This window comes from Nitrospira sp. MA-1 (assembly GCA_032139905.1).
Taxonomy (GTDB): domain Bacteria; phylum Nitrospirota; class Nitrospiria; order Nitrospirales; family UBA8639; genus Nitrospira_E.
In genome coordinates, this window is record JAQJDB010000007.1 from 282,876 (window position 1) to 298,763 (window position 15,888).

Consider the following 15,888-nt stretch of genomic DNA (forward strand, 5'->3'; position numbering starts at 1 on the left):
TCCTCGACAGTTTGGTTATTCCTCGGAGGCGTCCTTCTCTCCATATTCCTGTCATGGGGTCTTTCTTCTTCCAGCTATGCGGCCTCAATGACCGATTTTCCGATTAAGCCTGTTCGAAGGGCGATTCCCATCCTTGGGACCACGACGAATGCACAATCTGAACAGGTGGGTATTGTCGCGGAAGTTCAATTGGAGTTTGTTCAGCGACGAGATCACAAAGGGTTGGATCTTCAATTTCTTACCAGGCCAGGGAAGTTTTCACCCTATGCCCAACAATCGGTCAAAGACGCCCTCATTCTGGTTGTTCAGGCTGCCGGACTTAATTCTGATTCCTGGACGGTCAGGTTTATGCTCCCATATCCCGGTGTCACACTATATGGGGAAAGTTTATCGGCCATGGCGGCGTTGAATGTCGTGGCCCTTGCCAAAAATGATCCTGTAGATGAGACGACGGTTCTAACGGGGACCGTCACCATGGATGGACATGTGGGAACTGTGGGAGGAGTTCCCTTAAAGATATTAGCTGCGCATGAACAACGGTATCGGCGAGTGCTCATTCCGGAGGAACCGGACGTGGCGGATGATGATTGGGAGACTCCATTCCTGATGGAAGTGTCACCGGTGGGGTCCATCAAACATGCATATCTCGCGTTAACCCATCGCCCCCTTCGAAGCCATCTCAACGAGCAGCCTTTTGCTGCAACGCTATCTCAATAACCTCTCTTTTGCTGAACATCCGGTCTCATGTATGGTAATCCCTGTGGGTGAGGGGTGTGATGTTCGAACTGTATGGTATACCAAGGGTGTTTCCGGCCAGCTTGCTTGTATAGTTCAAATGTTTCTATGGTATCCATCCGACGAGGGCGCATCTGTTGTGTTGGAGTTTTCTTTCGTAGGATGACGTGCTCAAGCAAACATTTATGGAGTAATCTTCGATGATCCGACCATGTTTCGCGGTTGATATTGATAATGTCTTAGGCTGCGCGGAGCCGGAAGTGCAGCGGTTGTTTCAGGAATTGACCGGGAGGTTATGGCCTGTGGGTCTGTATGGGAGTGCTGGTGGATTAGATGCAAGTCAATTAGCGCCTGAGCTTCTTGAGGAAATTTTCTCCAGGTTTCACCAGGAGTCTATCCCACGTTTACCGCTGTTTCCTGGGGCAAAGCTGGCCTTGACACTCATCCATCGTCGTTATCGGATTATCATCGTGACGGCCCGGCGTCCGTATTCTCGACCCCAAACTCTTCGTTGGTTAGAGGAGCATGGTCTTCCTTTTGATGCGCTGTATCACACCGAAGAGAAAACCGACATTCCCGAATCGATAACAGCCGCGATTGACGATCACCCTCATCATATTCAGGCCTATCGTGCTCTCGACAGACAAGTTTTTGTCATGGATCAACCCTGGAATCGTGGAATTCCCCATGCCGATGTTATTCGTGTGACCGGCTGGGATGCGCTCCTGCAGTGGTTGCATTTCCGACAACTCCAGCAATTGCCAAAAAAATTTCCGGAGACTCCTTCCTTTCGACAGTTGTTCTCCTCTCATCTCAATGTTCCTTCCTTGACGGCGGTGGGTGTTTCGACGGAATCCGCAAAACCATAAAAGTGGGATTGTAGGTTATGCAGGAAAGGTTTTTTGAAAATTGCCGATAGAGGTCAGTGGTTCTTTGTTATTGGGAATCGGTATTTTCCCTCACAAAATCTCTCGTTTAGTCAATTCAAGGAATATTCATGATGACTCTGCCTATCCATACGGTTCTGCTTGTTGATGATAATCCCGATGACTGCGAAATTGTGAGAGAGGCATGGGACGAAATCACGCTTGGACAAGAATTGCGGTGTGTGAATGATGGCACCGAATTGCTGGATTACTTATACCGCCGTGGCCTCTTTTCAAGGCGAGAATGTGCGCCACGCCCCAGTGTGATTCTCCTGGATTTAAATATGCCTCACATGACCGGAGGGGAAGTTCTCACTGAAATCAAGAAGAATCCATCTCTGGCATGTATCCCCATTGTGGTGTTGACCACGTCGATTGCTCCAAAGGATATCTGTTCCACCGCCGGTATGGGGGTGAATGGATACATGCAAAAACCCAATTCCTATGCCGGGTATATCCAGATGTTTGTCAATTTGAGAAAGCACTGGGCGGAAGTCCTAAAACAGCCATTGACGGGACGTGGTGGGAATTGCTCTTCCAATGTCGCCTGGTGTTGAAAGTCGGTGTTGTGCCGTATTCGCCATTATCCCAGACAAACTTTGGTGTCTTTTCTTTTTTCTCTCTTCCATCCGTGTGGGCGTTCACGTTTTAGATTGGTCTTTCCGTTCCTCTAGTCATGGCCTGGTACGTGAAGAATCTTGAACGGAAAGGAACGCATTAAGGGCACTTCATAAGACCGCTTTCTCCTCTTTTGGTTGTTCGCACTCTTCTTTTCGGTGTGCCCGGTTTTCACTACTTCTGAGCCAAAATAAAGGGCATGAATGTACGCTATGCCGGGATAAGTGTTTTCTGGTTTCTCTCCCCCTTAAGTTCCCTCCTCAATAACCGACACTATTCTATATTGACTGCCGAGTAGTGATAACGGGAGATCCACCTGTGTATTCATCTATCCAGGGATCCTCTGATTATTCATTGCGATTGAAAACCTTGAGGACAATGGGAAATTCTATGAAAACACTTTTTGGCTTGACGGGCGCAGTTGTCATGTTGGGAACAACACTGTTGACGACAAGTTTGGCCTTTGAGGCATCTGAATATTTGATATTGACCCGTCACCGGGATTCCAATGGTCATTTACTGGCGGGGCCAACTCACCACCAACCGCAACCATCCGTGATTCAAAAAACGGTCGTTCCTGCTCAACCCCAGACTTTTGAACGGCGAAGTACGGAGTGGGGAATGAATGCTCAGGAGGTAAAACTCAATGAACCGGTGCAGCCAGTTTGGGAACTCCAATCTCCGGTATTGGAGCCTTATGAGCAACGTGTAGGGTATCGTCGTCAAATCGAAGAAATTGATGCGTCGTTAACCTACACATTTTATGAAGATCAACTTGCTCAGGCGAATTATCTCTTTGAACCAAAACATGATGATGCTGTGGACTATGTGCAAGATTTTCATACGGTGAAAGATTGGATAACCCAGTCCTATGGTATGCCGACGTCGTTTCAAGAAATCTGGTTAGATTCGTTGTACCAATATGATCAAAGTCTTTGGGGACAAGCCCTGCTTCGTGGCCATTTGAAGATGGTGGCGGAATGGCGGAACGAGACTACAAATATTACTCTCATATTAGACGGTGGAGAGGATACGATAGGGTTGATGGCTGATTTCGATAGCGTGGCAATTATCGCTCCCGCTCCTATGGAAGCCAGGATAATTGAGGGAAATCCTATTGTGGAAGACGTCTCCATTGGGGAAAGCTCTGTCAGGGATGAGCATTCATTGGAAGCTCCGCCAATGGAAGCTCTGCCAGTTGAAAAGATGCCGACCGAATCCATATCCCCAGAACAATACCCGGACACGAAGTTATAAATCTCTCGTCAATTTTTCAGTTTATTTGAAATACCCATTTTTTTTGGGGAGGAGGCCATGCCTCCTCCTTTTTTTATTTATAGATATTGAATCGCGTTGGTATGGCTCCCCGGATTTCTTAGGTTGTCCTAAGCTTTAGGAGTTAATGGTGTGCTTGAAGAATCCGGCCTCTCCGGGAAATTAGTAGCGAGGGTGAGTTTGTGTTTAGGAGAGAGCGCATTACCAATATCCAAATGGGTAATACGGATAAAAGCGGCCATATCCACCCCAGTACGGGTATGCATAGGGGTAAAAAAATGGTGAAGGATAAGGTCCATACCGGTGGTATTCAGAAGAATACGCTGGCCAGATTTTGAAATGTTTTATGAGGAGAGTGGGATAGGTATATATGTCTTCATCGAGACTCCGTTGGACAGAGCCGGATAATTCTCCTGCCAAGGTGATCCGGCTTCCGGGAGGGACTGTGGCAGGATCTAAAAATTTCTGCTGTTCCGCAATAAACCGTCCTTCGGATTGAGTGAGTTCAGTTGTTGGCTCCTCCTCAGTGATGAGGGGCAATTGAAGGATCGTGAGTTGAGTTCTGTCTTCTAAGCGTTTTGCCGCCAGGATTTGCCCTCCCAGTATAACCAGTTTTCCCTTGAAGCTGTCCGGGTCATTTTTAATGCGCGGAAACATTAATCCTGGCTCAATGTGTTCTGCCAGGTCAGGAGGAAGAGAGTTTTTGTAGGAGGTAGAGCATCCGGCACAAATGGCTGCGAGCGAAAAAAGGAAAACTAGTTTATAGCGAAAAATAACACGTGAAAGTCTACTGGTCCTGTAGTAGGTCATTTTGCTCCTTCATCATCTTATTACAGGATATTCCTCCATGATCAAGAGATGCAAATTAAACAGATACCTCAGATGATCCGGTCGACCCGAAAGGTTTTTTTTTGTAAACACGACTGGCTCCATTTCCCCCAGATGTGATCTCAGGCTGGTTCCTCCATGGTGACTATACCCTCCGGCTCGTTTACTCAATCTTTGTTCTGTCCTGCTTGTAAAGGAGGGGGGGCGCCAGGGAGTTCTGAGGTATCGTTAGGAATTCTGGGATAGCCATGGGTATGATGTCATCATGGACTGTTAAAGGCAGGTCAAAACGATAAATATTCTGGAGTATCGAATAATGCAATTATCATGAGAAGATAAGGAATATGCGGGGTGTGGCACTTTTGGTTCGGTCCTTCCAGATGGAAGACTGGATTTGGCTTAAATAAAAAACCGAATGACTGTTGTTTCTCATTCTTGGTCGTGAATCGCTCTCAGCAATCAAGGCTTCTTTTTGGGTGTGGAAAATGTGATCTCGGTCGCAACCCAGTCACGGTTATCAGGGACTCCCTTTTTTGAAACTTCGGCCACGAGTCGGTCCCCAACCTGCGGTCGGGCATGTTCTACATGAATGCCATTTTGTTGAAACGTAATTTTAGGGTGAAAGGCAAGGGTCAGGGTTTCTCCTTTTGGGGTTGTGACTACCACATGGTCATTTCCCGATTCCGTGACGGTTCCCATGACATGAGCGGCATCGCCGTGTGCCCAGGCGGGAGCAGTCAGAAACATGGAGCACAGAATGGCTAGAATACTGAAATATTTCATGATGACAACTCCTTGGATGATAAAATCAATGGTGGTGCTCCTGGGGTACCACATCTTCTCCTGATAAAAATTGATCAAGGGCTTCTTGTTGCTCCCGTTCTGCGCGGGTAAGAGGGTTATATTGTTTCATCTCTGCGATTTCTTCAGGAGTGATATCGGGGAAATGTCGAATAAGGTGAACTAATTTCCAACTGTCGAGATCTTCCTCCGGCGGACCTTTCCCCCAGGCCGGCATTCCGGTAAATCGAATGCCGTAATGAATGACATAAAACAATTCGCCATCAGCCATCGCTTGAATGGCTGTGTCTCTGAGGTCAGGAACAGGAGGATAGAAATTCGGACCCATATGTGTTTTTCCACTTCCATCATTGGCGTGGCAGGTGGCGCAGTGATCGGCAAAATGATGCCGAGCTTCCCCTAGTGCTTCAGAAGAATGGGGGACCGGGTTCGTCATCTTAAGGAAGTGGCTGGGGGTGGCTAGATGGCGAATAAATCTGGCCGCTTTCACTTCCCACTCGGGCGGAGTGGATTTGGCGGAAAACGTCCCAGGTAACAACCAGAGCGCCGCCAATGTAGACCCGACCAAGAAGAGAAGAACAATAATGAAAAATACTTTAATTCGTTTAAACATAATCAGTTAGATGATTTTATTGTACCTGTTCGGAGAATTTTTTCACAAGTCAAATGAACAGTTCACCATCAGAGGACGCATTTTTCTGTTTGGTGAAGGGGATGAAATTGGGTAGGATGGTCCAGTGTCTTGGGTGAAGACATTGTGGAATGAAATATTCTTATTCCTTCTCAATGGACCAATCATCTTTATTGGATGGCTATGACTTCTTCTCCGTTGATCAAATCCCTGAAGAAACCGGAATGCTATTCACACCCCGTGAGTGGGGTCACATTGGTGGAAACACACATTTCATGGGTGTTCCTAACTGGTCAGTATGTCTACAAAATTAAAAAACCCGTGTTGTTTTCCTTCGTTGATTTTTCGACACTTGAAAAACGGAGGTGGTTTTGTGAAGAAGAGGTTCGTCTCAACAGACGGTTAGCCCCACAGCTGTATCTGGGGGTGGTCCCCATTACTGGGTCCCCATCAAATCCTCGCATTGATGGGGATGGGAACCCTTTTGAATGGGCGGTCAAAATGAAACAATTTCCTCCCGATCAAGAATTTCACAAACTCCTTGAGACAGGCAATCTTGATGAATCTGTGATAAGTCAACTCGCCATAGATATTGGAACATTCCATGGCCGGATCGATTCCTCAGGAGATACCTTTCCCTATGGAAAGCCGGATATGGTATGGCGACCTATCGCAGAGTGCTTCGAGGACATTCCACTTGCAGCCCTCCCTGAGCGTATTCAATTCTGTATGAAGGATATCAAGGAATGGACTAACCGGGAATGGACGCGATTGAGACCATTGTTACGAGGGCGCAAATCATCCGGGCAGATTCGAGAATGTCATGGTGATCTTCATTTAGGAAATATTTCCCTATTTGAGGGCCGGACCTGTGTGTTTGATGCCTTGGAATTTAAGCCGGGGTTGCGTTGGATTGATGTTATTAGTGAAGTCGCATTTTTGGTCATGGATTTAGAGAGCAAGGATCGAGTGGATTTGGCATATTGGTTTTTGAACTGTTATCTGGAAGTGACTGGTGACTATGCCGGGATGAGTGTGTTCCGGTTGTATGAAGTTTATCGGGCACTTGTTCGAGCTAAAGTGGCAGGCTTGCGTCTGGCTCAGGTGGAGCCAGGAAGCCCGGTAGGGGATGATTTCCTTGAAGAAATAATCAGATACGTGGAGCTGGCTAATCGATTGGTGATGTCTGCTCCTCCAATATTGATGCTAATGCATGGAGTATCCGGGACCGGGAAGACGACCGTCTCCACTGAAGTGATGAATGCATTGGGTGCAGTGCGCGTGCGATCCGATGTGGAACGTAAACGGATCTATGCCGAACAATGTAAAAAAGTCGTAGATCAGGGAGCTTCCATGAGCTTATACGCGCCAGCTATGACTCATGCAACCTATGATCGGTTATGGAATCTTGCGAACGGCATGTTACAGGCGGGCTATCCGGTCGTTGTGGATGCCACATTCCTTGATGGCGCACAAAGGCAGTCATTCTTCCGACTCGCTCATGAACGTCATGTGTCTGTTGTCATCTTGGACGTCTGGGCGCCGGATGAGGTGTTGGCGGAGCGAATAGCATGTCGAGCTAAACAACGGACCGATGCCTCTGATGCAACGATTAGAGTTATGGAACAGCAAAGGACCAAAGAGGATCCTTTAACTGAACTTGAACAAGACACTGCTATTCACCTGGATTCGACTGATTTACCAACAGTTAGATCGACGATAGAGAGTCTTATTAAACAACGAAGGAAGGCTGCAGATTAAAGCCAAAACCGTGAAGGGGGTGTTGACTTCGCCTGAATCCTTGCAAGTCTGTCTAACAGGTTGGCGGCTATTAAATCTAAACGTACACGCTGCGGAATTCTGAACAGAATCCTGGCACCATATATTAAAAAATCGCTTGACTGAACAAGGTCACACTATTCCCCAGGTTGCCTGCCCCCCATCCAAATTGAGTAGCGAGTGCCCCTATGGGGGTTATTGGATCATGTTCATAATAGACTTTTAGGACGGTAAATTGTTGTACCGTTGCACCGGTACCGGGAACATACACCAAATAGTCAAAAAGATTTTGCGGTAAATCACAGTTTGGAAGCGCTGGAGCTGCCACGCCGGAGCCGTTAAATCCTCCCTGCTCAACGACTGTACAGGTAGGGTTATTGTTCGCCACGGTTCCGGCCGTAATTTGGGCTAGGTAAATATGATATTTGGATGGTTGATTTTTGAAATCCAGGGCATTGTCGGTCGAGCCGAGAAGATCCATCATGTTCTGGTTGGTCGTCAGGTTTCGGGAGGCTAAGCTTGCGCCCTCTCTTGCGAGCTGTGTGAGCGAGTTGCGTTCGTTGATGAGGCTTCCGTATTCGACAATACCAAAGGCGACGAAGAGGAAAATCATGAGGGAAAAGGCAAGCTCGATAGAAGCGGTTCCCCGTTCATTTCTCACTGTTCGTAACAATGATGCCATCATGATCCGCCTCCTAAGATGAAATTTTCATTGCGGTAGGTCCCCTCGGAGGACATGACCATGGAGTCTCCTGCCCCAAAAAAACCGCCGATCAATTGGGTGAAAAATTGATGGGTGAAATTGACTCTGACCCGCATAAATGCGCCGGCACCGCCGGCACTTGCCGTTCCCACAACGGCTGGATCATCAGGATCGGTCCAATCGGCATCGACGGGAAAAATGAAAATGTTTGACGAGTCGATATCCATGACTGCTGCGGCACTTTGTTGAATCGCTTGTTTAATTGAGTCTTCACGGGATAAGGCATTTCCATTACCATCGACTGAAGTCGCGCCAACGGTTCCAATACGAATGCCCTCTCTAACTGCAGAAGTGAGAGTATTCTGGTGCACGAAAAACCAACCCATTTCCGCTACCGCGAAGAGTGCGGTGAGAAATACCAGCATGGTTGCTCCCACTTCCACGACCGTGATTCCCGATTCCGTCTGGCATGGAGACATCAATTTCTGAAAAGACCTGATCAAGCTCTTCATTGGGGAATCCTCCTGCATGTAGCCCTATCATCCCAGTCACGCGAGTTGTGTTCACCATCCTGTGGCATCGGGGTTGCTTAACTAATAAGGACAAGTTTGAGAATATTGGCAATTTGTTGGAAGATTCCTTCAAGTTCTGAAGAATCAGGGGTATAATAGACAAATTTTGGCCCACTGGAGAGAGCACTCAAGAAATTTTGGTCTATATTCCCCAAGCCGATGGTATAAATTTCAATTCCGTTATTTTTGATGGCCTGGGAATTGTCTATGGCCATTTGACGAACCAGGTAGTTCACATAGTCTCCCAAGGGAGTGGGATTGGTTATGGTGCATTGTTCAGGGTTCAACCCGGTAGTTGGGCCGAAGCTATTCAGTCCATATGAGCTATCTTGGAAAATGTACCATTTGACCGAATAATATAACTGGCCACTAATGTTTTTCTGGGGACAAGCCGTACCCGATTTTTTCCCATCTCCGGTATAAGTGATTTTAATTGAATTCTCATAGGATGCCTGTGGATTGGGATACCCCATAGAACCATAAACATTGACATAGCCTCCGTCCAAAGCCGCCACTCCATCATAATTTACCCCTTCATGTTTAAACTGGCCTCGGAAGGCTGATGGATTTCCATCCGAGAAAAAAATGACAACTTGTTTGGTGCGTTCATTTGCGGGAACGCCGGATTGATCGGACCAAGGCAGGGTCAGGGCTTGGGCTAACGCATCTTCGGCATTGGTCCCTCCAGCAGCAGCCAATCCGTTAATGGCTGAAGTCATGGGGGAGACGTACCCATGGTCCATAGCAAAGGGTTTTTGGACTCCTGTGGCAAAGGTCAACAAGGCGAATCGATTATCGGCTTGTTGATCAGTGAAGTTTTCGACAAAGCTCTTGGCCCCATCTTTCAGATCGCTGATGGGGCTGCCTGCCATTGATCCCGAAATATCTAGAACTAACGCGATTTCCGCGTTACGAAGTTTGGCGGATCCGTCCGCAGCGATAGCGGTAGTGTCATGACCTCCCCCAACCACTCTCGAGAGTGAATTGATGGAATTCGTCGAGCCTTGCACTGAAACCTTACCGTTTCCGTCGTCGGTCACTACGAATGTAGGTGTGTCAGTTCCCAATAGTCCGGGAGGAAAGTTGGCTTGAGCCACTTGTTGGACAAACCCGTGAAGGTCAGAAATATTGGGATTGTTCACATTTTTGGCTCCCGCAAAGGCGGCTCCATCGATCGCTTTACTCATTTCTCCCTGGATGGCATACCACCGTCCAACTTCAATACCCAGGGCTGCAAATCCAAATAGGGCCACAACAGCAATGCCTGTAATCAGGATGTATGCACCTTGTTGGTTTCGTAACGGATTCTGTAACCCTTTGATTGAATTGCGTCCCATTTTCCGTATCTCCTGGATAAAAGGATCAATAACCTCACAAACCTCACACCAACTCATTCATTTCTCGCTGATTCAGCGCGGAGGTTCTTTGGTAGGAGAATATCGACTGATTATTGAAAAACTTGCCGATTGGAAATGTTCTACAAATGGCTAGTTTTCCTCATTTTTTGTGTAGTTGTTATCGAAAGAATGTCCTTCCCGAACATTACGGGAAGGTTTTTTTGGACAAAAACGTTGGCATTCCGCCCTTAAGCAAAGCCTAAATGTGATCAGCGGGTTCCAGGCGTGAATTAAAAGGCATGGAGGGAGAAGATGAAACAGCATCGAATAAGGTTTCAGGGGCTGAAAGTATCAAGGAGCGAAGCCTCTGAGCTAGTGAGGAAGAATATGGAAGCACTAATAAAATGGAGTGGATATCAAATTGATCGGTTGGGGAGGTCTTGAAGAAGAAATCGAGGATTTCTTTGAACCGATGGGGATGATCTATTGCCCAAGTTGTGTAAGCAATTGTTGGATTCTGGCGTCTTTTCCGCCAAGGTCAAGGTATTTCTGGTAGTGGATTCGTGCTTGAGGAAGATCCTTCTTGTGGAATTCGTAAAAGGCACCAAGATTGAAATGGCCTTCCAGTGAATCTGGTTGCAAAGCGATTCCTGTTTGATATGCTTGTTCTGCCTCCACGAGCTGATGGTTTCCTGCGAAGAGGACTCCGAGATTGAGAAAGGCCTCGGCATCCTGAGGCTTGAGTTCGCTGACGCGTTGGAAATGTTCAATGGCCTCTGGTAGGTTCCCTTGTTGTTGGTAAAGAAATCCAAGATTGGCGTGGGCTTCCGAATTGTCAGGATTGGCCTGAATGACTTCTTGGTAAGCATGTAAGGCCTGTGAGGGTTGATTCTGCCGTTCCGCAATCCGGCCCAGCAACAACCATGCGTCTGTCTGGTGAGGGTGGTGTTCTGTCAATTGGGTAAGGAGGAGCTGTGCTTGGTCAAAATCTTGAGCTTGCATAAACCGGGTAGCTAGATGATAGAGCGCTTCTTCCTGGAAGGGTTGTTGAGTGAGAATTGTCTGGTATTCCTGAATAGCCTGATTCGTGAGTTCTCGCTTATCCAATAATTTCGCGAGTATGAGGCGGGCCTCCCAAAAACGTGGATAGATAGCGAGCGCTTGCTGAGCGGCTTTTTGAGCTTCTTCTATTTGATCTTGCTTGATAAAGAGTAACGCCAAATCATACTGCCCTTGAGCTAAATTCGGGTTGAGGCGGATGGCCTGTTGAAGGGCAGAAATTGCGCGTTCAGGTTGTTGGGTCAGTTGAAACTCCACCAAGCCATACAGGTGATGGGCTTCGGAAAAACCAGGAAATTCCTGGATGGCCTGTTCGAGTAAGGATTGGGCGGTCTTGAAGTCCTGATTTTCCACGGCTGAAAGAGCATCACGATAAAGGTTTCCCGCCTGGTGCCCCAACGCTGGCAAGGGCCAAAGGAAGATAAGGCATAGGAATATTCTTTGCCACTTCATGCGTGGCGAGAAAGTATGCGAGAAATTGCCGTGATTCGGATTGAGCATGAGGATTTTCTTTCAGTCGAAGTGTTGATCCATTGGTCGGATTCAGAAAAGCAAATCTTGAAAATTGTATCGTATTGTCTACTGATTTGCCAAAATTCGAATCAGAAAAATGGAAGAGGGAAGGGGCTCGGAGCCAGGGGATATTGTCCACCTGACAGGGAGCCCCGATCAGGGGGAAATTCATTTTTCTCAAGAGTGGGAATATTCTGCCAGTCAGGCAGAAAAGCCCTGTTTTCATGATGAAAGGCAGGGCGTGAATCACATCTTCTGGTGTGCAGATTTCAGGTTCCGTGAAGATCGGGATGAAGAGCGGAGGTAGTCGATACCAGGCTCCATCCCGATCGTTCTCCACAGAAGGAAGAAGGTTTTTCCAGGGGGTCAGGGTTCCCTATCGCACCTTCTATCCAAAAAAACAACAAGTGGTAATATTGGTCAGGATTCCTATGGGTCAGATCATAGCTGAATCACATAAAAAGGCTACCTGACGTGGAGAGAGTATAGGAATAGCCACAGAAATCGTCTACAGATCGTTGCTCATGTATGCAACACATTTCCCAATGGGTTTAGAAAATTTGTCCGTGGTCATGTGAAAATAAAAAATCTCGAAAAATCGAATAGTCAGAAAATTCGTATGTGGTCAATGGTCAATTCGTCAAAGTGTCGCGGTCGTAAATAAGGGGCCTTTGCCGCAAGGACCTTATATGAGCTTGCCGTTGGCTTTGTTCATCGGGTAAAGAATTATGCATTCACGTTTCTTCCTGTGAATGGCATAATGGATTATGACAAACAGTGTATTAGAAGACGGAGCCGGGAGGACCGTGAGGAAAAGGCTGCAGTATGGTTGGTACGTTATTAATCAAAGGAGGAAAGGCATGAGCAGTACATTCTCTACATTCATTCGAATTGTCGGTTGTGTTGGAGTATTGGGCTTTTGGGCAGTTCCGGCTGTCACATTGGCGGAAGGCGATAAACATTTGTATGAAGCGATCGGACATGCCGGTGAGGCAAAAGCTCATGGAGAAATGGGGCATGCCGGTGAAGCCACCAAGCATGCGCAGGAGGCCCTTTCGCATGCCGATGCTGCCAAGCAAGAAGGTGGCAATGCCCATGTCGGTGAGGGCATCAGTCATCTCGGCGAAGCGGTGGACCATGGCAAACAGGGACATGGCGAGGTTGCGGCCGAACATAGTGAGGAAGCCTTGAAGCACCTCCAACAGGGCCATTAGATCGTTCTCCTCTTTACCTTTTGAGAGGAAATCAAAAGGAAGGCTTGGTCAGTGGTATCTGACTCCATCCCAATCATGCTTCCGTACATATTGGATGTAGGCCAATCAGGTTGCCTTCTGCTCTGGTGAGGGGGGCACTCGGGCCTCCCTCACCCATGACCCACCTTACGAAAACCCCATTGATTAACTAGAACACCCCGATTGTCACGCCTCCATAGAACGATCGCCCATACCCGGCAAAGAACAATTGCTTATTGGCATCGGGTGTTGAGTCTGACACGACCTGGCCGGATGCCGCGTAGGTTTTATCGGCGATGTTGTTCACTTCGAAAAAGAATTTAGCAAAGCGAACCCAATCATTGTTGAAGGTAAAGGTCTTGTGAAGATTGACGTTCATAATCCAGTAGGAAGGAATTCCCACGGTATTGCCATTATTTAGAAAATAGCTATTGTAATAATTGGACTCGATCCAGGCACCCCAATCGTTTTTCGCATCATCATACATGACCTTCATGTTCAGGACATCCGAAGGGACGTTGGGGACGTCATTGCCGTCCTGTTTGACATCGGTGGCCACGCCATTCACTAGATACCGATCTGTGAAATTGATGTACTTGGCATCAATGTGGGTGTACGCACCGTGAAATTGCCAACCGGGTATTGGTCGCCAATCCGCGGACACCTCGACACCCCGATATTCCGAAGAGTCGGCATTGGTGGAGGCTGTATTCGTACCTGAAATGTTTTGCGAAATAATTTCATCGCGAAAGAAGATCCAGAATCCCACAAGTTGCATGTTGAAGGTTTCATGAAGCCTGGCTTCGTGCCCGAATTCCACGTTCACATTTTTTTGGGGCTTCAAGTCAAAATTGGAACCTGGAAGACCCGTGATGGGATTGCGAGTCAAATTGCTGAATTGCGGGATGCCATATCCGGTGGAACCTCTGATCCAATGCCGAAAGCCTTCTCGGGGCCTCCACGTCAGTGACATTTCGGGCGCCCAATTATAGTAGGTCTTTGTGGTGTTTGGACGGCTGGAGACCACCCCATTGGTATAATTAATCGTCTGGATGCTTACGATGGACTGTTCGAATCCCAGGCCGGCGGCCACGGTCCAATTCGGTAGGAAGGTCAGTTCTTCTCGGAATCGTCCCCCGACATTTCGAATGGTCCCCCGGTTATTCTGGATCAAGTTGCCTCGCGTGCCTTGACCGTCATCCAAATTCTGGAAGGTCTGACCTTCCTGTTCCATGTTGTTGATGAAGAACCCGAGATAGCTGTTTAACGGCATGCCGGCGATCTGACCGGTGTGTCGCAAATCAGTATAATGTTTCCAGTTGGTATTCACATTATCGAAAACTTGATTAAAGTACTGGTTAATATCCTTGACGTCATAATCTCCTTCTGTCGTCAAGATGAGGTTGGGTGTCAACTGCCGTTCATACATTAATCCGATAATAGTGCGGCGGTCGAGGCGAGATTGATCCCTGGCTTTCGCTCCATCTCCCGCCTGACGATCGTTTGCATTAAATTGGCTTTTGGTGAGCCGGGTCGGCACCTTCGTATCAAGCCAGTTGGTGATGGCTTTGACGTAAAGACTCTGTTTTTCGTCAATGGTGAAACGGAAATTTAAATTCAACGTCTGGGTGTTATAGCCACTGTGATCGATATACCCGTTTTCCGCGGCGTTACTGGCAAATAATGATACATCAAGATTCTTCCAGTGTTGACCGAAAGCGCCAGCCTGTTTGTTATATCCGTATGATCCTCCGGCAAAGAACCCTTCGACTCCATTGATGTCACTTCCCCGTCGGGTTTTAAAATGCACCATTCCGCCCAAGGCATAATTATCATACAGTGAGGACGCCGCCCCACGGATCACTTCAGTCGATCTCATGAACCACGGGTCTTGTATATCGAGTCGTGACAATCCGTCCGACTGCGTTTGTTGAAAACCATCTTCATAGACTTTGATATCCCGGATGGCGAATGCTGTTTTGACTCCGGAGCCTCGAATGGAAATACTGAAGTCCCTGGGGCCATTAGCCTGGCGGAGCACCACACCGGGAAGAGATTCCATGGATTCTTTCATGGTTCGGGTCGGTTGGGAATCGGTTTCCGATTGAGGGGTAGAGGACATCGTCAGGCCTTCCGGCCGTTTTAATATCCGGGTACTGACGATACTCATCTCTTCCAATGTCACCACTTCCTCCTCCTGGAGGGCCTCCTCTGTCTGGCGTTGTTCATCGGTTTGTTGGGAAACAGGTATTTGTTGTAATTCGCTCAGTTGTTTCCTGATTTCATTAAGTCGGGCATTGACGCGATCGAGTTCTCCCTCCAGGTCCTGTTGTTGCTGCAGGAGAATTTCTTCTGACGGGATAGGGCTGTCACTTGATTCAGCGAAAGTCGGAGCGGAGACACTAAGCGTTAGCGGAACGCTCAAGATTAATACGAAAAAACCCCATGGCCAATTCCATGAACGGACAGAAAGCAATCGTTTCACGAGATCATCTCCTTACAAAAAAGATAAATAAACCATGCTTAAGCCAACTTGCCTATGCATATGGCCAGCAACTAAGAATGAGGCTTATTGAAGGAATTTTCGGGTGAGATCCAGGTTCGCCCGTATAGATTATGTGGAACGAGGCGTGAATCTCCCGCAATTCACAACGGAGCCTTGAGAATCATTTAAGAGAAAAACGAAAAGAGGTTGTGTGGGGGAGCTCTAGCAGATTCGTTCGAAAGAGAAGGAAGCGAAGCCGGCAGGGAATAAAGAGAAAGCACGGCGCCAAATTCCTGGAATGGCGAATGCCAGAATGGAGAGGTGGTCAGGGAGGTTGACGAAAGCTTTCCGATGTGACAAGCCCAGTTGCAGAGAACCCCATGCAGTAGTTTCG

14 protein-coding genes are annotated in these 15,888 nt (G+C 47.6%); 6 read left to right on the forward strand and 8 right to left on the reverse strand.

The genetic code is table 11. The features are described 5' to 3' along the window. The first annotated feature begins 87 nt into the window (after positions 1 to 87). From PJI16_14035 to PJI16_14050, 4 genes are all read left to right on the forward strand, one after another. Positions 88 to 717 carry a hypothetical protein gene (locus PJI16_14035; protein MDT3778680.1) on the forward strand — a complete coding sequence of 210 codons (630 nt, stop codon included), beginning with the start codon at positions 88 to 90 and terminating at the stop codon, positions 715 to 717. Positions 718 to 935: 218 nt separating this feature from the next. Continuing rightward, positions 936 to 1,604 (forward strand): hypothetical protein, encoded by a 669-nt coding sequence (locus PJI16_14040; GenBank protein MDT3778681.1) that lies wholly within the window; start codon positions 936 to 938, stop codon positions 1,602 to 1,604. Between the two features lie 128 nt (positions 1,605 to 1,732). Next, positions 1,733 to 2,218, forward strand: a complete 486-nt coding sequence (locus tag PJI16_14045; GenBank protein ID MDT3778682.1) for a response regulator — start codon at positions 1,733 to 1,735, stop codon at positions 2,216 to 2,218. Between the two features lie 451 nt (positions 2,219 to 2,669). After that, positions 2,670 to 3,536 carry a hypothetical protein gene (locus PJI16_14050; protein MDT3778683.1) on the forward strand — a complete coding sequence of 289 codons (867 nt, stop codon included), beginning with the start codon at positions 2,670 to 2,672 and terminating at the stop codon, positions 3,534 to 3,536. A gap of 219 nt (positions 3,537 to 3,755) precedes the next feature. On the opposite strand, the gene PJI16_14055 is transcribed toward PJI16_14050, so the two are convergent. The 3 genes from PJI16_14055 to PJI16_14065 all read right to left on the reverse strand — a co-directional run bounded on the left by PJI16_14055 (position 3,756) and on the right by PJI16_14065 (position 5,796). After that, the gene (locus tag PJI16_14055) at positions 3,756 to 4,364 is read right to left on the reverse strand and encodes a Slp family lipoprotein (GenBank protein ID MDT3778684.1); all 609 of its coding nucleotides are present in this window, start codon (positions 4,362 to 4,364) and stop codon (positions 3,756 to 3,758) included. A gap of 477 nt (positions 4,365 to 4,841) precedes the next feature. Beyond that, positions 4,842 to 5,165 (reverse strand): hypothetical protein, encoded by a 324-nt coding sequence (locus tag PJI16_14060; protein MDT3778685.1) that lies wholly within the window; start codon positions 5,163 to 5,165, stop codon positions 4,842 to 4,844. A 25-nt stretch (positions 5,166 to 5,190) separates the two neighbouring features. Next, positions 5,191 to 5,796: a cytochrome c gene (locus PJI16_14065; protein MDT3778686.1), complete on the reverse strand. Its 606-nt coding sequence runs from the start codon at positions 5,794 to 5,796 to the stop codon at positions 5,191 to 5,193. A 201-nt stretch (positions 5,797 to 5,997) separates the two neighbouring features. On the opposite strand from PJI16_14065, the gene PJI16_14070 reads away from it, so the two are divergent. Then, the gene (locus PJI16_14070) at positions 5,998 to 7,575 is read left to right on the forward strand and encodes an AAA family ATPase (protein MDT3778687.1); all 1,578 of its coding nucleotides are present in this window, start codon (positions 5,998 to 6,000) and stop codon (positions 7,573 to 7,575) included. 124 nt (positions 7,576 to 7,699) lie between these two features. Here PJI16_14070 and PJI16_14075 read toward each other — a convergent pair whose 3' ends face one another. The 4 genes from PJI16_14075 to PJI16_14090 form a co-directional block, all read right to left on the reverse strand. After that, the gene (locus PJI16_14075) at positions 7,700 to 8,278 is read right to left on the reverse strand and encodes a TadE/TadG family type IV pilus assembly protein (protein MDT3778688.1); all 579 of its coding nucleotides are present in this window, start codon (positions 8,276 to 8,278) and stop codon (positions 7,700 to 7,702) included. Next, positions 8,275 to 8,808, reverse strand: coding sequence for a pilus assembly protein (locus PJI16_14080; GenBank protein MDT3778689.1), 534 nt, complete (start codon positions 8,806 to 8,808; stop codon positions 8,275 to 8,277). Before PJI16_14080 ends, PJI16_14075 begins: the two co-directional genes overlap by 4 nt. Before the next feature lie 77 nt (positions 8,809 to 8,885). Further along, positions 8,886 to 10,205: a VWA domain-containing protein gene (locus tag PJI16_14085; protein ID MDT3778690.1), complete on the reverse strand. Its 1,320-nt coding sequence runs from the start codon at positions 10,203 to 10,205 to the stop codon at positions 8,886 to 8,888. 483 nt (positions 10,206 to 10,688) lie between these two features. Further along, positions 10,689 to 11,765 carry a tetratricopeptide repeat protein gene (locus PJI16_14090; protein ID MDT3778691.1) on the reverse strand — a complete coding sequence of 359 codons (1,077 nt, stop codon included), beginning with the start codon at positions 11,763 to 11,765 and terminating at the stop codon, positions 10,689 to 10,691. A gap of 872 nt (positions 11,766 to 12,637) precedes the next feature. Between PJI16_14090 and smbP the strand changes: the two genes are divergently transcribed. Beyond that, positions 12,638 to 12,991, forward strand: a complete 354-nt coding sequence (gene smbP, locus PJI16_14095; protein MDT3778692.1) for a small metal-binding protein SmbP — start codon at positions 12,638 to 12,640, stop codon at positions 12,989 to 12,991. A 187-nt stretch (positions 12,992 to 13,178) separates the two neighbouring features. On the opposite strand, the gene PJI16_14100 is transcribed toward smbP, so the two are convergent. Beyond that, on the reverse strand, positions 13,179 to 15,494 hold the full coding sequence (locus PJI16_14100) for a TonB-dependent receptor (protein ID MDT3778693.1): 2,316 nt from the start codon (positions 15,492 to 15,494) through the stop codon (positions 13,179 to 13,181). Between the last annotated feature and the right edge of the window lie 394 nt (positions 15,495 to 15,888).